The 23,323-nt window shown below is 38.8% G+C and carries 24 protein-coding genes; 11 read left to right on the top strand and 13 right to left on the bottom strand.

Annotated elements, in window-relative coordinates; all coding sequences use genetic code 11:
- Positions 1–46: 46 nt before the first annotated feature.
- From BLR32_RS08125 to BLR32_RS08085, 9 genes are all read left to right on the top strand, one after another.
- Entirely contained in the window at positions 47–847 is an 801-nt protein-coding gene (locus tag BLR32_RS08125) for a hypothetical protein (RefSeq protein WP_089830464.1), read from the top strand.
- A complete protein-coding gene (locus BLR32_RS08120) occupies positions 834–1,373 on the top strand; it encodes a hypothetical protein (RefSeq protein WP_089830462.1) in 540 nt (179 codons plus the stop codon). Before BLR32_RS08125 ends, BLR32_RS08120 begins: the two co-directional genes overlap by 14 nt.
- A 20-nt stretch (positions 1,374–1,393) precedes the next feature.
- On the top strand, positions 1,394–2,272 hold the full coding sequence (locus BLR32_RS08115) for a hypothetical protein (protein WP_089830460.1): 879 nt from the start codon (positions 1,394–1,396) through the stop codon (positions 2,270–2,272).
- Positions 2,273–2,736: 464 nt separating this feature from the next.
- On the top strand, positions 2,737–3,033 hold the full coding sequence (locus BLR32_RS08110; protein ID WP_089830458.1) for a DUF6266 family protein: 297 nt from the start codon (positions 2,737–2,739) through the stop codon (positions 3,031–3,033).
- On the top strand, positions 2,952–3,377 hold the full coding sequence (locus BLR32_RS08105) for a DUF6266 family protein (RefSeq protein ID WP_317042833.1): 426 nt from the start codon (positions 2,952–2,954) through the stop codon (positions 3,375–3,377). The genes BLR32_RS08110 and BLR32_RS08105 overlap by 82 nt, the downstream gene beginning before the upstream one ends.
- A gap of 164 nt (positions 3,378–3,541) precedes the next feature.
- A complete protein-coding gene (locus BLR32_RS08100) occupies positions 3,542–4,180 on the top strand; it encodes a DUF6266 family protein (protein WP_089830455.1) in 639 nt (212 codons plus the stop codon).
- Between the two features lie 759 nt (positions 4,181–4,939).
- The gene (locus BLR32_RS08095; RefSeq protein ID WP_143011394.1) at positions 4,940–6,520 is read left to right on the top strand and encodes a hypothetical protein; all 1,581 of its coding nucleotides are present in this window, start codon (positions 4,940–4,942) and stop codon (positions 6,518–6,520) included.
- 7 nt (positions 6,521–6,527) lie between these two features.
- Positions 6,528–7,271: a hypothetical protein gene (locus BLR32_RS08090; protein WP_089830451.1), complete on the top strand. Its 744-nt coding sequence runs from the start codon at positions 6,528–6,530 to the stop codon at positions 7,269–7,271.
- Between the two features lie 10 nt (positions 7,272–7,281).
- Positions 7,282–7,548, top strand: a complete 267-nt coding sequence (locus BLR32_RS08085; RefSeq protein ID WP_089830449.1) for a hypothetical protein — start codon at positions 7,282–7,284, stop codon at positions 7,546–7,548.
- A 496-nt stretch (positions 7,549–8,044) separates the two neighbouring features.
- Here BLR32_RS08085 and BLR32_RS08080 read toward each other — a convergent pair whose 3' ends face one another.
- From BLR32_RS08080 to BLR32_RS08060, 5 genes are all read right to left on the bottom strand, one after another.
- The gene (locus BLR32_RS08080; protein ID WP_089830447.1) at positions 8,045–8,392 is read right to left on the bottom strand and encodes a 4Fe-4S dicluster domain-containing protein; all 348 of its coding nucleotides are present in this window, start codon (positions 8,390–8,392) and stop codon (positions 8,045–8,047) included.
- Positions 8,393–8,700: 308 nt separating this feature from the next.
- Positions 8,701–9,219, bottom strand: a complete 519-nt coding sequence (locus BLR32_RS08075) for a hypothetical protein (RefSeq protein ID WP_089830445.1) — start codon at positions 9,217–9,219, stop codon at positions 8,701–8,703.
- A gap of 257 nt (positions 9,220–9,476) precedes the next feature.
- Positions 9,477–10,022 carry a hypothetical protein gene (locus BLR32_RS08070; RefSeq protein WP_143011393.1) on the bottom strand — a complete coding sequence of 182 codons (546 nt, stop codon included), beginning with the start codon at positions 10,020–10,022 and terminating at the stop codon, positions 9,477–9,479.
- A gap of 333 nt (positions 10,023–10,355) precedes the next feature.
- Positions 10,356–10,667: a hypothetical protein gene (locus BLR32_RS08065; protein WP_089830440.1), complete on the bottom strand. Its 312-nt coding sequence runs from the start codon at positions 10,665–10,667 to the stop codon at positions 10,356–10,358.
- Between the two features lie 129 nt (positions 10,668–10,796).
- Complete coding sequence (locus BLR32_RS08060) at positions 10,797–11,099, bottom strand: hypothetical protein (protein WP_143011392.1); 303 nt, start codon at positions 11,097–11,099, stop codon at positions 10,797–10,799.
- Between the two features lie 344 nt (positions 11,100–11,443).
- On the opposite strand from BLR32_RS08060, the gene BLR32_RS08055 reads away from it, so the two are divergent.
- A complete protein-coding gene (locus tag BLR32_RS08055) occupies positions 11,444–12,595 on the top strand; it encodes a DUF695 domain-containing protein (protein ID WP_089830436.1) in 1,152 nt (383 codons plus the stop codon).
- A 187-nt stretch (positions 12,596–12,782) separates the two neighbouring features.
- Here the strand turns inward: BLR32_RS08055 and BLR32_RS08050 are convergent, their stop codons facing one another.
- The 8 genes from BLR32_RS08050 to BLR32_RS08025 all read right to left on the bottom strand — a co-directional run bounded on the left by BLR32_RS08050 (position 12,783) and on the right by BLR32_RS08025 (position 21,477).
- On the bottom strand, positions 12,783–13,121 hold the full coding sequence (locus BLR32_RS08050) for a hypothetical protein (RefSeq protein ID WP_089830434.1): 339 nt from the start codon (positions 13,119–13,121) through the stop codon (positions 12,783–12,785).
- Positions 13,118–13,543, bottom strand: coding sequence for a type II toxin-antitoxin system VapC family toxin (locus tag BLR32_RS08045; RefSeq protein ID WP_089830432.1), 426 nt, complete (start codon positions 13,541–13,543; stop codon positions 13,118–13,120). The genes BLR32_RS08050 and BLR32_RS08045 overlap by 4 nt, the downstream gene beginning before the upstream one ends.
- A 90-nt stretch (positions 13,544–13,633) precedes the next feature.
- Positions 13,634–14,935: an RHS repeat domain-containing protein gene (locus tag BLR32_RS34330; RefSeq protein WP_245705382.1), complete on the bottom strand. Its 1,302-nt coding sequence runs from the start codon at positions 14,933–14,935 to the stop codon at positions 13,634–13,636.
- Positions 14,919–16,031 (bottom strand): hypothetical protein, encoded by a 1,113-nt coding sequence (locus BLR32_RS34325; protein ID WP_245705381.1) that lies wholly within the window; start codon positions 16,029–16,031, stop codon positions 14,919–14,921. Before BLR32_RS34325 ends, BLR32_RS34330 begins: the two co-directional genes overlap by 17 nt.
- Before the next feature lie 100 nt (positions 16,032–16,131).
- Positions 16,132–17,544 carry a DUF6443 domain-containing protein gene (locus tag BLR32_RS34320; protein WP_245705380.1) on the bottom strand — a complete coding sequence of 471 codons (1,413 nt, stop codon included), beginning with the start codon at positions 17,542–17,544 and terminating at the stop codon, positions 16,132–16,134.
- 259 nt (positions 17,545–17,803) lie between these two features.
- A complete protein-coding gene (locus BLR32_RS08035; protein WP_089830431.1) occupies positions 17,804–18,772 on the bottom strand; it encodes a hypothetical protein in 969 nt (322 codons plus the stop codon).
- A gap of 218 nt (positions 18,773–18,990) precedes the next feature.
- Positions 18,991–20,679, bottom strand: coding sequence for a DUF262 domain-containing protein (locus BLR32_RS08030; RefSeq protein WP_089830429.1), 1,689 nt, complete (start codon positions 20,677–20,679; stop codon positions 18,991–18,993).
- A 234-nt stretch (positions 20,680–20,913) separates the two neighbouring features.
- A complete protein-coding gene (locus tag BLR32_RS08025) occupies positions 20,914–21,477 on the bottom strand; it encodes a hypothetical protein (RefSeq protein WP_089830427.1) in 564 nt (187 codons plus the stop codon).
- Positions 21,478–22,304: 827 nt separating this feature from the next.
- On the opposite strand from BLR32_RS08025, the gene BLR32_RS08020 reads away from it, so the two are divergent.
- The gene (locus BLR32_RS08020; RefSeq protein ID WP_089830425.1) at positions 22,305–23,267 is read left to right on the top strand and encodes a sensor histidine kinase; all 963 of its coding nucleotides are present in this window, start codon (positions 22,305–22,307) and stop codon (positions 23,265–23,267) included.
- Positions 23,268–23,323 lie beyond the last annotated feature (56 nt).

Raw genomic sequence — 23,323 nt, 5'->3', positions numbered from 1 at the left:
TCTGATATTTTATGATATTATTATATTTATGGGATAATCCTTATCGATGAAGTTCCGGTATTTATCCTTATGCGGCCTGTTACTCTGTCTGTCTTTTGCTACGGTTAGCGCGCAGGAGATGATCTCCGCTGATAGTTTATCAGGCGCAATACTTAAAATAGATGTGGAGGAAGAACTTATCCAGGAGAATGAGCAGCTGCGTCAAGCGGTAGATTCCCTGAGCAGGCAGTTGTACAGCTATCAGCATAATGTGTTGCCGGTAATAGATGACCCCTATTATGAAATAAAGCTATACCAGCTGTTGTATACAATCGAAACAGCTAAAAATGCAAAAGATGCCGGTATTTATAAGCGTTTCGGGGAGATACTGGCCATAGATTCTACCGCAAAGGGGGAATTGGAGCGTCTATATATCCGGAGTGATTCTTTTTATCTGAACGAGAGCTACGTAGATAAAAAGTCTTTGAAATACAGACTGTTCAGAGCTATTGAAAGAAAGGCATTTATGTCTACCTACCCGGCTACTTCTCTGCTAATCATCCGGCAAAAATTAGTATTGGAAGATACCGTAAGGGTTATTCATCAGGTTAATCCGGTGGGTGTAAGGAGAATAGAATTTCCGCAGTTGAGCAGCAAAGTAATACCCCTGGCAGAGAAACAAAAGAAGGCAGAACAGCTGTTGAATTTTATTATGACGATATCTGGTAAGGAGCCTTTTGAAAGGTATTCTTTTCTTACTTACCAATCACTGGAAAAGAAAGAAGTGCCTAATAATGATATCAACCGGTTGCTTAAGATCCGTTATTCCTATATTCTGTATTTAAAGAAACAATATGAAAAAATGTAAGCTCATTGGCATGCTCATCGTATTGGTCATGATGATGACAAATGCAGTTGCGCAGATCCAGCTGAAAGACGAAACGCAAAGAGCTTTTGATAGTGCAATGGCAATGGTGGCGGTGACTGTTCCCGAAGCGAGCGAAGATTCTTCTGCGATCACCTATTTTAAACTGGAACAGGCGAAATTAAGTCTGCAGCAGTATCAGTTTGATCTGCAACACCAGAAAAGAGCATTCACCTGGCAGTTTTATAGTGGTATTATTATCTTCTTTCTTGTGATCATTATTGTGGGAGCTGGGTTGGTCTTGTCTTACAGACAGTTTCTGCTGCAGGAGAAGATCGTTCAGAAATGGATGAGTTCCAAGGCCGCGGGTGCTACGCCCCAGCCTGAAGTGACTGATTCGGAGTTTTCGTTGGGGAAGGACGGGATTAAGTTTAATTCAGCGGTGATAGGGTTGTCGATATTGTTTTTGTCGGTAGTGTTTTTGATTGCGTATCTGACTTATGTGTATCCGATTACGTTGATAAAGTGAGCGGGTAAAGTTAATGGATAATGACAGATAGAATAGAATCTACTTTATTGCACCGTTTCAGACAGGCGACGGCTGAAGGAAAAGCCTTATCTGATAAGTATTGGAGAGGTGAGATTACGCCTGACGAGTTCTTTGAACAATTACGGTCAGATACTTCACACGAATTATGTGAATTGTGTGCTAAGTCATATTGTGAGCAACTTGCACAACAACCTGAGCATGATTGGATAAGATTGTATTTCGAAGATATAAAAAGGGCTGCTGGCATAGATGATCTGGAGATGTTGTTTATACTGGATTACATTCCAGCTGAAATGCAGTTAGTCGTTCCTATAGCAATTGATGAGTTTTTACTTTCTTATTATGTTGGCTTCTTCAAGAATACAACAAACAAGTATGAAATCTCTATTTCACAAATGTTGTTTGAGCGGGTACTTGATACTTCGGAGCCGGATCTGGATATATATACCTGGGTGATTGACGAAATATTTTCAATGGGGAAAGACCCGGGGTGGTTCACGGAATTCCACCGTGGCGTGGAAAAATTATTACTTCGGGCGGCAGTTAATCAGGAGACGCTGCAGGCTATGAAGAAAGGATTGACGGGAACTAGTATGGAGATAAGAGAAGATATTGTAGGGATTATTGCTTATACTTACGAAAACCGTAGAGAGATTTTGGTACTTGCCATACAGCAAGATGATGGCGATACTATAGCACTAATGCAATTCCAGGACGGTACAAAACCAGAGACAGGTATGGAATTAAATAATGGTGAGGTTACATGCAGGATTGAGGATTTTGTACAGAGTAGCGAATTTGGTCAGCTATATAACTGCCTGGTGACTGTAACAGGAGGAGAGCTTACTACGGATAGCTGCTTTGAGGTGCAGATATAGACTGAAAATGTATTTCAATCGGGGAAGTGATAAGGATTCACTGGATAAGGAATCGGCGGATTGATAACCATTATACACGGACAAATTTGGAGCTCGATCCATTAACTTTGGATATCCGGAATATATTTCCATGTTCCAACTTATATTCCACTTATCACCTTATCTTTATACCGGAATGGAAGACTAGTAGAACGGACTTTGATAATAGCTTGATCATCCTTTGATCGGTCGCGAACGATTAACATACGATCAACCTACGACCAACCTACGATCAACCTGCGAACAACCTCCAATTTAACCTATGATTTAGAGCTCCAAAGGCCAGGGAGCATCCTATTACTCACTTTAAAATACCTTATAGCCTCCATCACGAAAAGATCACTAACAATTCAAACAGCGTTAACCCACGCTCTCACTTACGTTTTTAACCCGATTTAATCACCTGACATTAAAACCCTTATTTTATGGGAAAGTATCTCAAAAGCATCTTAGGCCCATTTTCCGGCCTGGTAGGGACCGTAGTAGGTGCTAGTTGGAAAGGCATCTCTGTAATGCGTAGCCGGTCAGTAAAAAGTAATAGACCAGCAACGGAAAATCAGATGAAGCAACGCACTGCGTTCACCCTCATGACCGAGTTTCTCAATCCTATTCGCGATCTGATAAATGTTGGTTTCCAGACATATCAAAAGGACTTACGCCTTACAACGCCGCGTTTAAGATCAATCTTGAAAAGGGAATCACCGGTGTTTACCCTGCCCTGACGATCAACTATCCACAGATAGTGATCGGTAAAGGAAGACTGCTGGCTCCTCCCGAATTTGCAACTGCTACTACGACAGCAGCCCGGCTGGACTTCACCTGGGTAAATAACGCAGGTACCGATAGTACCAACGGTACGGATTTACTGACCATATTGCTTTACAATCCTTTGAAACAGTCGCATGTACAGGCTGTAGGCGTTGCTACCAGATCCAGCCAGACTTATAACATGACTGTGCCGGCCCAGTGGTCAACAGACACCGTTCATGTATGGGTGCTGTTTGTCAGCTTTGATGGAAAGATAAATTCAGACTCCCGGTATTTAGGCGATATAGAAATTCAATAGTTTCTTAAACTTTTCTTCTTCCATGAAAAGCGAGCCTACGGTTAAAGTTGTTAACTCGCGGTAAGCCCCGAAGATGAAAGGGAAGAGGAACTACTTAGTCCTCTTCCCTCCGGAAACTCCGAAGGGGAGAGGACATTAACATCACGACATTAAATCCTAATACTATGGCACGACTTAAAAAAGGGCTGTTAAACGGCTTCTTCGGAGCCATTGGCAATGTAGAAGGTTATGAACAAGATGGCCAGTATATTATCCGCTCACGGCGGATTCAGGGATCTCAGCCACCCAGTGCAAAACAGTTGGCCTGCAGGGAGAAAATGCGGATCACCAATCAGTTGTTAAGCCGATTCTCTGAGTTTGTAAAGCTTGGTTTTGCTAAAACATCCAAAGACCGTTCCTTTAGAGCCTATAACGCAGCTGTGGCCTATCAGCTAACACACGCCATTATTGGCAGTTATCCTAACTATGAAATAGATTATAGTAAACTTCGTGTTGCAGAAGGCCCTATCAATACGGACGGACTTAGCCCTTCTGTATCTTTACAAAGTAATACCTTACTATTCAGCTGGACACCAGCTACCAACTATCCGGATAGTACAGACCATGTAATGCTCCTGGCATATGCGCCGGCATTAAAACAGGCTGTCTATAATTTGTGCGGCGCAAAGAGAAGGATTGGTCAGGAAATATTGGAACTACCAGAGACCTGGCAGCAACAAAGAATAGAAACTTATATGGCATTTAGAGGAGAGATAAATAGACAGTATAGTAATAGTATCTATTTGGGCAGCGTTTTTGGGTAAAAGAGGGCCTGAAAGATGATCTATATTGCGTTTTGCTTGAAGTCCTGAAAAGGCGAATGCGATCCTTATTCTTAGGATGGCATTCGCTTTGTGTAATCTGCTAGCCCTTACCGGTAAATCTTGACTCTAAATAGATTTCGCAAATAATAACCAAGGCTATAAATACAGCAAAGGAGCAAAATGTTATCGTGAGATGTCGAGGGCTTTTCTTAATTGAATAACTTATTTGCGCTACTATCAGCGCGAGAGCGATAAAAGCAACTAATAACAATACCAATTAGTTTGTATTTTTCGATACTCTCGGAGTTTGACAGGGCTTCTTAGCGTCGTTTATGTATACCTATTGACGACAATATGTATGAATATACAATTAAGGCATTACATTCAATAAATTATTGAAAATCAATTTAAGTTGGTTCGTGAGCGTTCCGATATTAGGCACTAAAACAGTAAACCATCTCCAGCAGAGGGTTTGCTGCTTTACATTAATTCTGCCAATCATATAACATCCTCTTATCCAATTTAAAGATAGTTCGATTGGTTCGATCAAAGACCAAATAAGGTCTTGATCATACAATATAAGATAGCCTAGAGCAATTGATGAGCGAATGTCAGATCAAATCGAAACTATATTAATTGAAGCAGCAGATAGGGACAACGACATGGCTTAAAAATACAAACTAGTTGGTATTCTCCCGCCACTCAATATTTTCTAATATTGCTCTATGTTTATTTACCACTCTTTGAATGATACCCCAAATGAATTCCAGAACTTACATATTAGCCTTGACGCTCTTTTTATTAATGACAATCCAAGCTTACTCACAAAATGCAGCTACCATTCCATTTCCTCCGGATGTTATCAAAATTGAGTCCGTCTCAAGAAAACCAGATAAGGCGCTTCCATTCGACAAGCCATTCGTACTTATTATTAATATGGACGATGTAGAAACGGTGTTAGATGTAAAAGCCTTTAAGGTTGTATATAGACAACCAACAAAAGACGAAAAAAAGGCAGGTTTACGAAGAAAAATAAGAGATATAGAACTAATAAACGGTGAAGCCGATTTCATCCTCGGAGTGCAGTTTAGAATAGACAGCAAGGGAAGAAACTTGATTGTAGAATTCCCGGAATTGCCTCCTAACTTCCATTTCGACTTTGCTGTCATTAAACAGCTAAGCGGCAATAATCTAAAGGAAGTCAGAAAGTACATAAATGCAATCGCCGATAGTCTTATATTACACAAGCAGATAGATCTCAATACGCTTGCAAAGACTTTTTTTAGTTTCTCTAATGGTATAGATACGATGATCTACACCAGACAAGCATCCGCATTCCTGATTAAACAAATCACTTTTGACACAGCACATTCTAATGGATTAGGCCGCATATATTTTGATAATAAGCTAGATAGTGTATATGCCCAACTATATGGGTATAATTTTAATCAGGCTATATACTTTCATACAGCTATAGCTCCCATTTATAGCCTCTTAGCAGCGAATAATCTAGACAATACAGGCATCGTTTATTTAAATACAATGGTGAATAGTAATCCTCAGTCTTTTCTCAACGGCCAGGCAAATATTAAAGAACAGCTAACCGACACTGTAAAAACCAGCGATTTTGAAAAACGCATTTCCAATCTGGATACCTCTATAGTGTATCTGAAAGCCATACAGCAACGACTTCAGGCCCTTGTTTTAAGCAGGCCGTCAGCAGTTTCACAAATAACTCAATTCTCACTTCAAATTGATTCACTCACCACAAAGTTTAAAGAAAACAGGAAATTGTTATCAGATATTACCACCTATATAAATAGCAAAATTTCTGGCGATCCCAGACTGAGATATACGAACTGGTATATCAGCACGAATGTCGCGAGGGACCTACAAACAAAATCGAGTTTCATTTTTACTCCCCAGGTAGGCATTTCATGTCTGGTTGTCAGGAGTAATGAAAAAAACATACACGCAATACCCAAATTGACATGGGGTGTCAATATAAATTTCAGGTCCATTGACAAATTAGCTGCACGAAAATACCTTTCCCATCCAACACTTTGGCACTATTTATCTCTACATTTGGGATTGACAATAGGTGATTTCAGAGAGGAAGAATACAAAAATCTATATAGTAATACATCACTTTTAGTTGGCCCCAGCTACAGAATCAATAGATCATTATACTTTACTGCAGGACTCAGTTTGTATCGTCAGAAGGACACCAACCCATTGATAGATAAATATAATGTGACTCCTGGAGCTTATGCTTCGTTACTGTTGGATCTTGACATAACAAATGCCGTTTCTACGATCAGGAATTTACTTTTCAAATAATTACTTTATGAGAAGTGCAAAAAATACTATTTTCTTTCTATGTATTATCTTTTTTTGGGTAAGCTGCAAAAAGGATGACGTCACGACAGCCGATATATTCATAGGTCTGCAACTAAGTACAGCTACTGCCGTCGGCGACGGTAACCAGTTGGTAAAAATAATATGTGAGGTTAATCCCAATATAAGTAAAAGCAAACAAGAGTTTGTATTAAAGACAAGCCTTGGTACATTTCCTGAAAATGGGAAAGCCGAAATTATTAAGAAACCCGAATTCAAGAACGGCAAGTTTGTAATAGAATCATCGGTGCAGGTTACACTTTCCCCAGGTACCATGGTCATTTCAGTTGAACCAAATCTTCCGGAGGAGAAAACGGACTACATCATTAAAGATTCAGTCGCAATTACAAAGTCAGTTCCATCCCTGCTCAAGTTACAATCTTCAGCACTAGGTATTGGAAGCAATTTCCAGACAGAGCTATTATTAACCGGTATTTTATCAAATGCAAATGGGGGGAAAGTGAGCACTGGATACACTATGAAGGTAGAAGATTTTCTGACAGGTTATGTACCTGCAAATGGCAGGCTTCGTGAAATGAATTATCGCTCCAATGCAGAGTCAAAAATCAACATATATTATGGCATCGGAAATTTGCCAATAGGTACTACTGTTATGCTCCGAGCCATTCTGTTAGACGAAAATGGAAATGAAACTACGATCAAAGATTCCTTACTTATTGGTATAAACTTATAATAATTCAAAAATGGCAAAAATCAATAGCAAAACAGAAAAGAAGTCAGTCGCTGTAAATAAAGCTATAAAAGCGAAAGACAAAATAGAGCCGAAAATAGATGAGTTGTTTGAGAAATTTAACGCTTTGCTTGTAGAAAACGGTTTACATGAATTTTCAATTCAGGAATTTAAACTGAAAGGAAATACTGTAGCATTAAATTGTCCATGCGGGACGGAAAGAGTGCTACTTCCTTCGGGAAAAATTGTAGAACAATGTAGACAATGTCCACCTGCATGAATTGACTTGAAATAAAACGTCTTGACGTCTATTTTCAGATGTTTTATATAAAATAGCTTTGATTAATCTGACAGTTGGGTAATATTTTAGCCAACTGGCGATGGGTAATCTATCTACTTTTCTTTAGCTAGGTTTATCTATTGCAATCTGTCATTTACCTCAGGTCCTCCTATAACAAAACGCCTTCTGTAGTCTTAAGGAATTACATTTGCCATATGAAGCAACAATGCGCATAATAAAATCGACACCTAGTCAGTTGGTTCGTAAGTGCTCCGCTACTGGGCACGTAAAACGATAAACCTGTTCAATGAGCGGGTTTGTCGTTTTTGGCAATTTTCACTTTCACTCTAACTTTCTCTTATTCAATCATAAAAAGTTCGATTCCAGTAAAGAAGCCGAGCTTTCAAGTATCCCGATTCGTAGGACTTGCCTCCCAAAAAGAAAGGGAGAAAAGGTAATTAGCCCTTTCTCCCCTATAGCTCCTTATGATTTCGGATTAAACATGTAATTTTTCTTTCTTGGCCAATAGTTCCGCTTCAGTCTCCCGGTACATTTCATCTGTTACACAACAGTCTATCGGACATACATTCGCACACTGCGGTTCCTCATGGAAGCCCTGGCATTCAGTGCATTTATCAGGAACGATGTAATAAAAGTCATTTGACAGTGGAGTATTTCGCTGGTCGGCCTCTATAGCAGATCCATCCATCATGACATAGGTGCCTTTAAGTGAGGTGCCATCTGCCATTGCCCATTCCACACCACTCTCGTAAATAGCATTGTTCGGGCATTCAGTTTCGCATGCGCTGCACCCGATACATTCATCAGTAATTTTTATAGACATAATATTTTATTTAGGAAGCTTTCTATGCTTCATTAGATAATATGCTGATAAAATTAGTAGAAAAACAATTCATTTACACTAAAAAATGTGAAATTGGCAACGCGCATATCATCAGAAACCTGGTTATTAGCTTTCACAATCTCAAGGTGCAGTCTCCAAATGCTATCCTATCAGTTCTCGACTCTGCTGATTTCTCAAAGCAAATCGATGCTTAATCTCTTTAACCTTTTAAGCGAAACATAACCAAACTCCTACCAGCTTGAGGATGATGTTGGCGAACCTGTGTAGAATTAAATGAATGAAAGCACTTATTGCCTATTGATCCCTAAGCCAGTCCGATGACCGGTTTTACTTTCTAGCATGCTTACAAATGTGGAAAGCCCTATCAGGTGGTGATTTATCTTCAACTTTTGACCGTCGCTGTCTATAAGCGTTAAAAGTCCGGCATTATAGCTGTATTTTGTTCTGACAACCTTATCCCAAGTAGAGGTTGTGACTTTGCGCAATGGACTGGTCACTTCAATGTAGGTTTTATCAAAAGCCACCTGGTGATTACGATAATATAATATACAAAGCGCTGCAGCAAACCCCATTGAGAAAAACAGAAAACCAAGGGCAATCCACCCACTAATATCACTAGGCACTTCAAAGAAAAGAACCACAATAGGAGTACAGGCAATCATCCCACAGACCCATCCTAAAATGCTGTAGGCCTTCTGCATGCGAAGAATATATCTTCCTTCCCAATTAGCTTCAACGCGCTTCTTCGTGGCTCTATTGATCACGGCTTCCAGAGCCATGGTGATTGCGTGTGAAATTCCACTCATTAATATAGGTTTGAAATAAACATAGGCAAAAATGCAAAAGCCGCAAAATAGTTAAAACGAGGAAAGTAATTTACTAATAACCAAGCATAAGCGGCTCACAAACATTCCGCACTGGGCGCAGAAGTGGGAAGATCACAAAGGTCCGCTCTGGGCAGCTAAACTCTAGAGATCAAGTTTAATTCTCGGGGCTTTAGCATTACCTTCTTTTCTTTCACACTTAGCCAAAGCCTACGGTTAGTCAATATTGCACTAATACTTTAATACTTAAATAGTCTGATTCCGTTTAAGACATAATCCAACTGATGCGCCACCCTAATTTCTTTCCGATTTTTAAATCTCCCCTTTGCCGTAACCTCCGTAAACGTATGTTCATTTACAAAGTCAAAAGTCACATTACTATTGACACATTTTATAATATTTTCATCGCACCCATCATACGCCGGAACTATATTATATGGGATGTTTTCCTGTTCTAAACATTCAATAACCTCCCTAAAAGTTATACTTTTATTCTCTTTCAAAAACCATTTATCAATTGTAAAAAATCTATTCTTAAAATTAATCATTTCGCTATGATTGACACAGTCGGCTAGTAGATGGTCATTTTGAATTCCGAAAATCTTTTCATTATCAGTCCAATAAAAAAATTCATACCACCCGTACTTAATTATTTGCGTTTCACCACAATCAGCTAAGTCATATGTCCCCCCAAATACTTGTAAAATCTCACCCTTCGAGGAGCCGATTGTCAGGGGACCAAAGTTACCAGTTTTAATAAAATCTTTCAGTTGTATCGTTATCATAGTAGTTACTCTATTTCCCAACTCGCATTTAGGGAGTACGGAGAATTTTTGTAAACGGTTTCGTAGAAATCTTCTACAGTAAAATGATTATAATATACATAAATTCCGGTAAAACGATTATATAATTGAAGTCAAAAATTCAGCTGGAATAGGTGTAATTATCTCCTGTTCTAGAATAATTTATTAATCATCAGCTTTATTTGGTTCGAGAATTTACCGCTACTGGGCACAAAAATGACAAATTCGCTCTAATAGCGGATTTGTCATTTCAGTTCGATTCCTTTAGAGGCATCTTTCAAATTTTCAATTTAACATTTCAAGAATCAGATTGATTCATAAATACGCGGATTGCCTTATTGATTCTAATTGAATAGGGTTCCCATTTGCCGCTCTTAAATCGCCCTGAAGAGCATTCGTATTGAGTCTTTCAAGCATAGAAAGAGTAAGATAATCTGGAATCACAAACCATAGAGGATAGGCGTCTTGCCCTGGATAGCCTCGCTCATCTTCACCTCCATTCCAACGAGCACCCAAACAAAAATTATCATCATTATCATATCTTCCCCATATTGCCGAAAATCCCTCCATATCAAATATAACTTCATGATCCTGCCATGCAGCAGGATTTACTTGTGTTGGGTTCATAATCTATTAAAAAGTTAAAGTAAATGCAGAAGCAATCAAGTCATCAAATTAATAAGAAGGTTGTTATTGCCTCAGCTAGAATATCTATTATCTAATAATATTTAGGGGTTACTCATTTCCATTAAATATTTATTCAGTTAAACAAACATCAACATAAATATCTGCGACTTGAGAGGAAAAGTTAATTTTTAGAGGCTCGTTTAAGTCACAGCCGGTTCTTACGACACTTATATAATCTTTTTTGTTCTTAAAGGGAACTCTCGTATGCTGCTCCATGATTTCATTGTCAGACAGTGCATACTTAGATATTAATGTTCTAATAAATTGCTCCAGCAGTCTTTCCGATATATGTTTCGTGTTAATTTGAGCCTGATAGAGAACTGACGTATGACGAGAGCATACAATTTTCCAGTATTTAGGGATCTGTTTCATTTGCATAGATTTATAACCTAATTAATGGTTGCCCAATATATCAAAAGGTAACATCTCATGAGAGGATCTGTAGCCCTCTGGAATAACTTACACATTATCGATACCAACTGGTTCGAAAGCGCTCCATTACTGGGCACGTTGATATCAATTACTTATAAAGGCGGCCTTTTTATTTTTCTAAATTTCCCAGTAAAAATTGAAGACAGGAAGAAAAGAACTAATTACTAACAAAAATGGGAATTTTTCCGTTTAACATGGAATCGTATAACCATTCCTAACCAACCCTAAAATTTCTGTAATTTTCTTACCTTTCTCATTCAAACAGAATCCCAAAAACGATTTATATGAGGCTATCGAATAGCAAAAGTGACTTCCAGAAAGCACAAAAGAAACAAACAAAGCAATACGCTGCGTTCTGGAAATGGTTTAGCAAACATCAAAAGACTTTTTACAGCATATTAAAGCATGAAGACAGCAACGGCATAGACAAAAATTTTTTCGACCCACTCATGCAAAAGCTTACCGAAATCAGGGACGGATACTACTTTCTTGCTGGAATAGATGGAAATGACATCGCAGAACTTATCTTCACCGCCGATGGAGAAATTAAAAATATACCATTCATGGAAGACCTGGTAGCAGCTGCCCCCGAGATCCATGGATGGAGATTCATCGCATCAAAGCCAGAATCCGATCTAAATTGCACCACTATAGATATGCAAGGATATACTTTCACTCTTGAAAATCTATATTTCTATGCCACTGCAAGCCCAGACAGCCCGGACAGCATCTGCATTACCGTCATTCACAATGATTATACAGATACTCCCTCTGTGGCCAATAAAATCATACAAGGAGTATACTTGTTCTTAGATAACTATTTGGGCGAAGTAAAGTCAGTCACCGTTATAGATTCAGTATCGGTTCAAGGCCCATCAAAGGCCGAAAAAGACCTTATTCCGATTGACAAGCTAAAAAGCTATCTGGAATGGCGACAAAAAGAGTTTGTCGAAAAATATGAAAACGTAAGGTACAACAAGGAAAATGACTGCTACGCCAGCCTAAAGGCCCAGAGCGAAAATGGTAATCCCGTTATGATCATGGTCAATACCGGAGCAATGGACTGGGATCGCGCCGCATCCCATCCTTGGATACTCAAAGTAAATATTAAATACGATGGCAGTCACAATGAGGGCCTGCCAACCTCTGAAACAAACAAATTCATGGACCTCATTGAAGATCAGCTTATCGAATTAATACCTATAAAAGATGGCCATATTTACCTTGGCAGGGAAACCTACGAAGGCAACCGATACATTTACTTCGCCTGCCAGGATTTCCGCCAGTCGTCACGGGTAACAGAATTCATAATAAACCAGTACATTGATCAGCTTGAGATTGAGCGGAGTATTTATAAAGACCTTTACCGGCGTTCTCTCAGCACATTCAAGTCAGAAAATTGGGTTGAAAGCGAAGATGAAGAAGAGAAAGAATAAAATGATATTCTGACCATTTCCCATCCTTTATAAACCAAGTTAAGGTGTTGATGGCGTCGGCCAATTTGGTGCATTTGATAGTGGAGATATGGAATATCCACTTTGTAATAATAAAATTGAGAAATAAATTTCTGGTGCAATTAGTCTGGATACTAATTGAAATATTGGCTATTGCAGATGATTTGCTCTATGTCACCACAAAATATTCTCCGTTTTCTCCCAAATAATTTTCCATACTTGCCATTGGAGAAATCCCCATTATAACGTCATTTTTAATTAGAATGTCATATTCTTCAACGATATCCTGCTTATTACAATAAGGACATTTTGTTGATTCAATAATGCCATAAGCATTTACTTCATTAAGGTTTGGGATTCCGATATCATTGCCGCCCCAAGTCACTTTGTCTCCAATTTTATACTGTAACTGCCAGGTATTGCCAAACTTGAATTGAATTCGTGCTTCATGCCTTTTCTCGCAATCTGGGCATGCAACTTCCGTAATTAGTACATTAAATGAACTCATAAATTTAAAAAGTTTTTAGTTGGAAAGCCTATTGCCTTCATAAAATTAGCAAACCTTTTGTCTGCAGTAAGCACTGTAGCCTTATTGTTCATTGCTCCTGCGAGGATCATAGCGTCGTTTTTGTGTAATGAACGCCCAAGACTTACTGCCTGTTGTTGCAATGCAGCTGCTTTGCTGGCGGATCCACCATTCTTACTGATGGTCGCGCCAATCTCACTCATAAAACCTTTCAATTCTGCCTTCGTTCCAAATGAAAGATACTCCTTTGCCGCAGTAATGGAAACTATCGGTTTGTTTGATCCAATAGCAGCTGTTACCGCCTCTTTTTCCCCACCCTTAATAGCGCCCACTAAGGCATTATTGTCCAAACTGATTAAAGACCTTTCCGCCACTTTTGCTGCTCCTAATTCAACCTTACCCATAGGAATAAGAGATGCAGCTACTTCAGTTCCGGCCAGTATCCGGGATTTGTTTTCCGTAAAGCCACTTTCATAACTTTTGCCAACGAGGGCTTAAGCTGCAGGTACCAACGGATTAATATATCGGTTTACTGCTTCAACACCTTCATTCAACACACCCAGCGCATACTGGCCCGCAAAGGCTAAAGATGATTTAAAATCTGTTGGAGCCGTAAGGGTGTATTCTCTACCTGTTACCAGACCTGTTTTCTTAATGCCATCGCCAGGTCCTTCAGGTTCGTCACCTAGAAAATCACTATATAGGATTGGGTTATCATAGTTTGAAGCATAAGGACTCCACATTTCCATCGACTCGATTTTCGGATCAACCTGTGTCCATCTGCCTGTCTGTGGATCAAGTGTCCTGAAGAAAGCATCATATTGATTAATATCCAGATCCCTGGTATGCTCTATGCCATTATACTCTTTTCTGTTTTTAGCATAGTTTACTCCAGTTAATGCGCTGGATGAATTGCCCTCCATTGTAAGTCCAAATGGATAATAATGCGTCTTTTCCAACAGTGGTCCATTGTTTAGGGCCAAAGCGACATTATCGAAAAATACGTCCTGTTGACTTTCATTACTCGTATAAACATAGAGAAATCCATTTTTCGTAATAGCCATTTTCTCTACTCCCAACTCCTGAAGCTCATCTGGACTCTCCTTTACTTGCCTTACTCCACTATTCTCCTCAACTAATTTAAAATCGTCATCGAACAGAACGAAATTTAAGTATGCTTTGGGGCGGTCGGCTTGTCCGCTTTCACTGCCTTTTTCCTTTAAACGTTCATAATTGTTATTATAAAAGTCCGCATTAAAAGGAGTATTGTTGATAGCTAAATCCGAAACATGTGTACTATTAACAGTTGTAGGGGTACCAAATGCCTGCGCTAATCCCACTATTATGTCTTCTACCGGGACTTTCTGATTATCATCTATTGGCCCTTGGGATTTATAGAATGCCCGCGCATTAATTTGAACTGTATCTCCGGCCATTACGCGAAGCACGAGAGATGGACCGATCTTCTTTCCGCCATCTTTTGCACTCAGCTTTGTTACAAATTTGTTATTTTCTGTAGTTTTATCTTCTGGATAACCAGACGGTTTTTCTACTCGGGTTTCCTCTATATTACTAAATAATGCTAGTTCCTGAGCAGCTACCTTCGTCTCCATTGTTGCCGCATATACGGTAAAATCTGCCTGATCAGTTAAAATTGTCCTGACATTACCCAGATGATCTTTTTCAAGATAATCATAGGCATAACGGATTGAATCACCTGTCTTGTATATAGGGCGAATTCTTCCTTCCTCATGGCTAATCAATTCAATACTATCCTGTTTATATACAAATGCCAACGTAGTCAGTTATGGTTGTCGTGGGAGTGTTTCCGGTATTATTTAATACAGTCTTGCTTAATTTAACACCGGTCGCATCATATTGGTAGCTAATAGTACCTTTTCCAGCGATTGTAATTACTGAAGGAAGATTCAGATGATTATATTTGATGGAGCTGATGTGTCTATTGGAGTCTGCCACAATATTGCCATTGCCATCATAGAAATAGTCGTTTCCACTATTAGTACCGTCAATAAAATCTCCAAGGCCGGCTGAGGCTGTCTTTGCCCGGTTAGGATCGGCTACTGCTGAGAGCCTATTGCTATTAGGCAGATAAGAATAGGTTAACCGGTCAATAGTGTCTATCTTTGTTCCTATCATACCTTTTTGCCACATGGATTTAATATTTCCATTGGCATCATATGTCAAATTACTGACAGTGAAATCCTTTTTATTCTGTATCCAGTTACTACCGGCTTTCTGGGTAAAATGGGCCTCTGTCAGGCGTCTGGCTTTATCATAGCTATAGCCATAAGCCCAGGTACTGTCGGCACGGGTTTTCCACTTAACCCCAGCAATATTGCCATTATATTGACTGGAATCAAAACCATAATCGTAGCTTAACTCCTGACCAAACCAATTAGATGTACTTAGCCCATTGTTCACAAAGTTCTTGTTAATCCCCTGTAGACAGCCACGGATATTGTAAGTGTAATTCAGCGTATCGAGCATGCTTCCCGAAGCTGCTACTCCAAGACGTTTTAATCTCAGTTGGCCCAATTCGTTATAACTATTTGAAGCAATTAGTTTTTCCTGACTCACATTGTCATTCAGGCGCTTTCGCACCGTCAATAATCTGCCCCCATGATCATAAGTCATGCTCGTCAGCAAGGTGCTTTGAGGTGTAACACTTTTAGGATTCTGATGATGCAGGTATGTGCTTAAAACCGCCCCTTTGAAATTGTACAAAGTGGTTAACACATCCTTGCCTCCAAGATTATTTTCACTGACTACCTGTATAATCCGGCTTTTGTCGTTATAATATGTTGTGGTGGTCAGCCACTTATCTGTACCGAGTACCCTTACTTTATTACCAGTAACAAGTCCTTTGGTCATGTTGCTTAATGAAAGCCTCTCAGGGTATAGTGTATCCGCTGCAAGTAGTTTGGATGTATCGGTACTTACAAAGGCTAATTTGCCCGGATAGTCATAATTATCATAAAACGTATATGTCAAAGGCGTCAGCGCTGATATTGGTATATTGGGCAAAGGATTCGTCGCACTTATGATCATGGTGTTCTCCGGCTGCATTAGGGTTGATCTCCATGGCAGTCACACCGCTGCTGCCTGTATCGAAACCCGCCAGCATAGAGATGCTGTTGGTTGCAGTATATGAAGAATTTCCCTCATGGCTGTATAAAGCCAGATCGGCCTTAGCGGAAGCAATATACGAGATCGGCTGTAAAGAAGTAGCGGTATTCATGGTCGCCTGTAAAGCTGCCCTGGTAGACTTACCTTGGTATATACCAGTCATTACAGGGCGGTTTAGTCCATCGTAAAAAGTAACCATCCATTCCATCGGAGATTTAGCCCTTTGAACGGAATCCTGGGTAAATACAAGTCGGTCGCGAACGTCATATACCATAAAGATCTGACCAACGCCCGGTACTTTTTTGACGATCATTCGTTGTCTTACGTCATATTGGTATTGAAAACACAGCTGATCGGCGATACCATCATTTATTGCCCATGTACCTTTGATCGCTTCTACGGCTAAAGGTGGTATAACAAAACGTAAATTTCCTAGATCATCATATACATAATAGGTACATAACCAGCCTACATGTCCAGTACCAGGATTGCTTGATATCTGCGTCTTTTTTAATATGAGACGGTCTTCTTTGTCTCTAAATTCAATCAGCTGATTGCCTTGTTCATCTAAAACAACATTCTTCTCTAATTGTCCAGCACCATAATTTGACGTGCTCGTGGGAAGGATAGCGCCCATATTCCACAGCCTGACAGAGTCACTCACGGCATTAACCGCATAGCGGTTCTCTATAGGCCGGGTTACCCAACTGTTACCTGGAGCATAGCTTTTCAACGGTCTATTGAGTGGAGATTGTTCATATTCTACTTTAGTATAGAATATGTTCTCTCCGGCGACACCTGGATTAAGCAGGCCGTTTTTGTAAAAAATACTCTGAGCGTTAAAGGGATCTGATTTGAACTTACCATCACTGGATGTTTGTTGTACAAATGGCAGATATTTATAGCTCTCACGGCCATATTCGTCGTATACTACCGGTACTATAAGATCCTTTCCATTAGGGCTAATTCCTTTTGAAACTGTCTGTAGAGGTCTGCCCAAACCATCAAAATATTGGGTTGTCTGCTTGACTTGTCTAATCTTTCTGTCGGAAGACGTTACCAAACTGGTGTCAGCCAACGGCATGTCCGGCTCCCATGTTCGTATATAGTTAATAGAAGTGTTGGTATAAGCGGTAGGAATGGTTGCAGCTGTGGCGGTGGGGCGCGTTCCTCCTGGTTTGTTTTGAGCAGAGGCGGAACCCTGAATGAGAGTAGCTCCTATCAATACTCCTGTGTAGATCGCATATTTTAAATTCATAATGGGTAACTAGACGGGTAGGGGGTAACAATAAATTTAATCAGCAGTAAATATAAGTTTTATACGGGAATGCAAGTTCATATTATCTGTGTTGCTTGTTGTGCGGTACTCAAAAGCTGGTTGCTATCCGCACAAGAGCAATGGCAAAATTCCTTATTACCATGCTTATGTTAAGAGTAAACATGTTTAATGGATAACATTTCAGATGCTTTTTAACGTCATTGGATCATCGCAATCTTAAAATGGTAGAGAATATACATTAGTTAACAGCAGTTGTCGGAGTGAAGTTCCGACTAATCTTCAGTTTAGGTTTTAAGGCAATTTTAGAATAAAAGTAAATGCTAATACGCTGTTCTTCAGACCAAATAGAACTATAGTCATCTTGTAATATGGGAATCAGGTTGAGGAGCTCGGTTATGACAACGCAAACAGCCATTAACGCCATTTCTACAGTTTTACATACATCGCTCATAACAAACTTATGATCTTTGAAAATAGATTGCATTTGTAGGGAACTTATAAACTCCGAATGCGCATATCCAGAGTAATATTTCCATCGAGGTACAAAAAAACGTTCATTTAGATGAGACTGTTTAATAAGCTCCTCCCATCCAACAAAAAGGCGAGCAGGAGGTTTTTTACCTTTAACTTTACGCTTCATATCGCCGTCAAGAGTTGAAAAATACGGATGATTTTCGATTCCCTTCCGTAATACAGCAATTCTTGCAGCATCTAGAGTTTTTTGTTCTTGGCTACTTTTCTGTTTTGTGGGCATATCCTGACGACCACAAAGTCCACTCAATTCATAAACCATATCATAAAATTCCCCTTGGGGATGACTTTCAGGTAAAATTATCAAATAATAAAACGTAAGAAATGCTTCGATTTGCGCGCGAGCAATCACGAATAAAGATGCCCTATCGAACGCGGATACTTTATTCCCGTCTTCAAGTAAAGACAACGGTAAAGGTGTCGCAAGATGATTAACAGATGATGTATGTTGTACGAATTTAATTGCCAGGACTTCAATATGACGCATCCATTTGGGAAATCCAACGCGTTTATCATGAACTAAGTCGATAAGCTTTGATAATACAAACATAGCGTTCTGAAGTTCCATTTTAAGCGAGGGAAGATCATTTTGTTCACTCTGAAAATTGATTCGAGAGACTATCGCCTCGATATTCTGCTGCTGAAAATTGCCGCCAGGGCTATAATTGAATTCCATAATATATTTTTTTTCGAAGGTATTTTTATCGTATGCAGCCTATTTGTGGACTTCATATCCATTTCAACTAATAAAAAAGACACTATATTCAGAAGCATTGGATGCTATTATCGGTCGGAATTATTATAAGTACTCTAAAGCATTACCGACTTGATCAATTACGTTTGGTCATCAAATCTGATGACCAAACGTAAAACACTTCGTCTACCTCCCTGGGACTAATTAATATTCTCTTTAAAAAAATTTATAATTCTTTCTCTAAATTCATTCTCCCTGATTTCAATGTCATCTTTCAACCAGTCGTTTTTGTGATAATTACTAAGATCAATTAGATTTGCAATCTTCGATCCTGCGTAGCGTTTTTTCTTTGAGCCAAAATAACCATTTCCCGCCTGAATATTTAATTTCTTTTCGATTACAACTTTGTTACCAAATTTATCAAGAAAAGATGCTGCATCCTCTACACTCCAACCATTGTAATTCGCTTCTTGCCATTTCTTGGGAAAGATGTGTTCAATGTCGAAATTATTGGCAATGAGTTCAGTTTGATCTGAATGAAGATATGCATCAAGAAGCAATAACGCTCGTGATATTTTAGATGAAGAATATGCACTTAACTGTGTCTCAAATACATCCTTATTTAAAGTAAATCTTACTTGTAAATCGTTCTGATTGTTAATCGAAATGCAAGATGCGTAAATGTCGTCTTTGATTGCGTTAACGGTTGGAGCTTCAATAAATTTTGCGAATAAGAAAGAAATTAGATTTTTCAGTATGCGTATAAATGTTATATCGAATTTTTCACTATTTTGATTCCTCATAAAAAAAACAGTGGTCGCATATTTCCAGAACTCATTGGGATAGCAATTCAAACAATGTAAATACTTAAAAGCTTCCTGTGAAATTGTGTATAAAGAGTCTTCCGGTTCAATGCCAGTATTTGCATACCTCCAAAAATTAGCTAAACTCATGATTTCCGGAATTAAGTTTGATGACTTGAGCCGCTTATACTTTTCCTCTGCATAAAACTTTCTCAAACCGACTTCCTTACTTTTGTCATTAGACCGGGCCCGCAATACATGAGTATAATAACGAAATACATCATCAATGCTTAACTGCCCTTGCTTGCAAATCTGTGTTAGCTCTTTCCATATACTAGTAAATTCTCTACGTTCAATCTCAGTTTCACAATTCCGATAGATTTGGGCTTTGAAAATATCCGAATCAGCTAAAGGAAGCCCTCTATCATTTAGAGTCGAAAAAATAGTCAATGCTGTATCTTGGGCATCACATTCAATGGGAAGAATAATGCACTTCTGTAAAATAGTTACACATAGTTCTTTCCATTGCATCGGCAACTTGGTAGCATATTCATCACATTTCTTCTTAAAGAAAAGATAGTTGAGTGAATAATTGTCAAATGCTAACTCCGAAGCATTGCCGGTTTCGAGTATTCGGTGGAAGGTATCATTATCTTCCTCAGTAGCAACTAGAGATTGAATATGAATCTTATTCTTATTAGAAACTCGCTGAGAAATTGGATTAATATCCCAAATGCAGGGAGCCAGTTGGTTTTTTAGTCCAATGACATCATCATCCTCAATCATACTTTCGAGCTTACTGTAAAACGCTCTAAGTAGCAGCATAAAGGACGTTATTCTTTGTTGTCCATCGATTATCTCATGATATCTCTCTTCATTAAGATACGATACTATTGTACCCAAGAAATAGTCCGACCCGATCTTCGCATCTGTTTGTGAAAAATCTTCTATGTCATTCCATAGAGTCTCGCATTTCTCAATATTCCATTTGTAAGGCCGTTGATAATCTGGAATAATGAATTTCCTATTTTGCATTTCTGAAAACAATTTACCTACTGATTTTTTGCTTACATGTAATTCTGGCATTTCACAATAATGTTGAGGTTGAACGAATAATCTACAAAATGGAGTTGTCTGACCTACAGACAGTAATATTTAGCATTTCATAGATAAAAACATCTTCAAGGTAACGGTTTATGTAAAAATAGAAGTTAATATAGTGTTAATGCCCCCATCATTTAGCCATTGGTTTTGGTATGCGTAGCATACATATGTTTTTGATATTGGACTGATTAAGATAGAAACGGTATTTTTAATGAATCAAAGGCTCACCTTTCTTCTAACGGTGAGTACATACCTGTCTTTATCATCAACCGACGTACGATAATAATCATTAGTATCAGAAATCCCTATTATATAGCTTCCAATATTCCAGACATGATGACGTTCTTCTCTGGAATCATCTTTTAATGATCCAAAACTAGATTCATAACTCCATTTTCCACTTTCAGTCCCTAGCTTTTGACTAGCTATCTTCACAAATGTATCATTCTTACTAATGGTAACGAAAACGCCATAGACGGTAGTGTCTATACCAATACTAACCATTATTTTCTGAATTGATGATCCAAAGAGCTGGAGGCTGTCTGGTTTCTTTAATAGAAAGAACCCTGTTTCGTAAAGGCGGAAAGTAGGAGAGGGGATATCTAAATTGCGTATTGGCGTTTTAATGTTGTTTTTGATATCGGGTAGTGGTTTTGACAGTATGTCGGTCAAGAAAATAAGCTCAGCAGGAATTTCTTGTTTTACCTGGCCAAAACCATTTTCAAGCGAAAAGAGGAAACAGATTAAAAATGCACAGCGGGGCAAGGATTGAATGAACATTTTATTTTATGAATATTAACGTGAGTACTGTTAGTGAAAATAAGATTTTTTTATGACGCAGCACCAGGAAGTTATTATCAAGGTTCAAAGCGTTGCATGCGTTGTTGCAATGATGCTTCGTTGATATCAATAGTTACATTCTCTCGATGTACTTTGATAATACTAACGTACATCAGTATATATTTTTCTTCAATTTTTTTTGTCGTGTATTTATTTCTTCATTAACTTGCTTTTATAATTATCATACTTGTATATAGTTATCGATAATGAGTTGACCTTTTCAGTAAGAAATCATTATTTTGTGATACATATGACAAGAAGGTAAGCGTTTAACGAAATCTCGGCAATCAAATCTGACAGTTTAGGTACGAGGTGTAAGTTAAAGCGCTCAACCCACATAACAAGGGTTGGGCCTACTTATGCATTGGACCAGGCTACCGAAAGGTAGTTGGCTTTGTCAGAGCCGGATTGACAATGCAGGTGGGTTCCAGCCCTTATTATATTCCCGCACTTTAAATGCTTCCTCCTCCGGGTATTGCACAATCACTTCTTACTCTCTTTAATCAAGGATATTATTTGTCGGCGTTACAAATAGGATAACGTCGTCAATTTACAGTATGCATCGCTACTATCTACGTTATAGATGGTTGAATAGAACTACTGGGGGAACAAATAATTTTTAAAAATAAGTCAATCGCCAGATCAGTAATATTTATTACTGATGGGATAGTATTTGGTATATCGAAGGATATGCATCTGGAATTTTCTTCCGGCAGCCTCTTTCATGCGTATACTCATCAGTCAGCATTGTTAACAACAAATTTTCTATGAATACACAAACTCAAACGTTAACTCGAAAGAAACACTTTTTCCCATTTTGCCTATCCGATGAGGAAATGCAATATCCGATGGAGGTCTTTTATGATTTCTGCGCTCGTACAGATCTACGGAAGGAAACTCACCGGCTTGACAGGCTACTTGAAGCCATCTCTAAATCCGGATCTGAGAATAATCGAAATTGTTATGATCTGGTAGACACAGAGTATCGAAGATTAATAGAGGCTGCATTTCTGCTTACAGAAAACGTAACCAGGGAAGAAGTATCTGTAGAACGCTTCCTTGGACTATTTGCACATGAAATCAAAACTCAATTATCGGCCGCTTCATTGGCTGTTGAGTCGTTAGTTGACAAAACAGACTCCTTCTTTGCCAACAGGCCAGATGTGGCTTTTTATCTTACTACTTTACAATCTATTCTTTTCAACAGCATACATGTCTTAAAGAATATGATTAATACAGTGCATTTTCGGGAAGAATGTTTCTTCCTGAGAGCGGAAGAGACATCCTTTAAAGTAGCAGATTTTATAGATGAATGTACTATTCCGCAGCATATTTTGAACGAAAGTTTCAACAAAAGCCTGATTATCGAGCTGAATGAGCTGCAGGGTAAGACTATTATAACTGATAAGATGAAGCTTGGGCAAATAATTCAAAACTTCCTTATTAATGCGTATAAACATAGTAAGGGAAAGGAGATTCAGCTAATCGGTACGGGGTCAAATGATCATGTTTCATTTTCGGTTGTCAGTTATGGCCAAACCATTTCAGCAGAAGAAATTAAAAGGATTGTAAAGATTTATTATCAGGCAGAGCCGGGTAATGCAGGAAACGGATTAGGACTTTATTTATGCGAGCTATACGCGGAAATCCTGCGCGGAAATATCAAAATCACTAGCAATAAGGGTATCACATGCTTCACAATTATCATTCCCTGTGAAGTAAGAGACTGAATATCAAAATTGTCATGGCATCGGTGTCATCTTACGCCGATGCTTTTTAATTCATT

Source organism: Chitinophaga filiformis (assembly GCF_900102545.1).
GTDB lineage: Bacteria > Bacteroidota > Bacteroidia > Chitinophagales > Chitinophagaceae > Chitinophaga > Chitinophaga filiformis.
The sequence above is the reverse complement of the archived record's forward strand: the minus strand, read 5'-3'. Positions and strand labels throughout refer to the sequence as shown.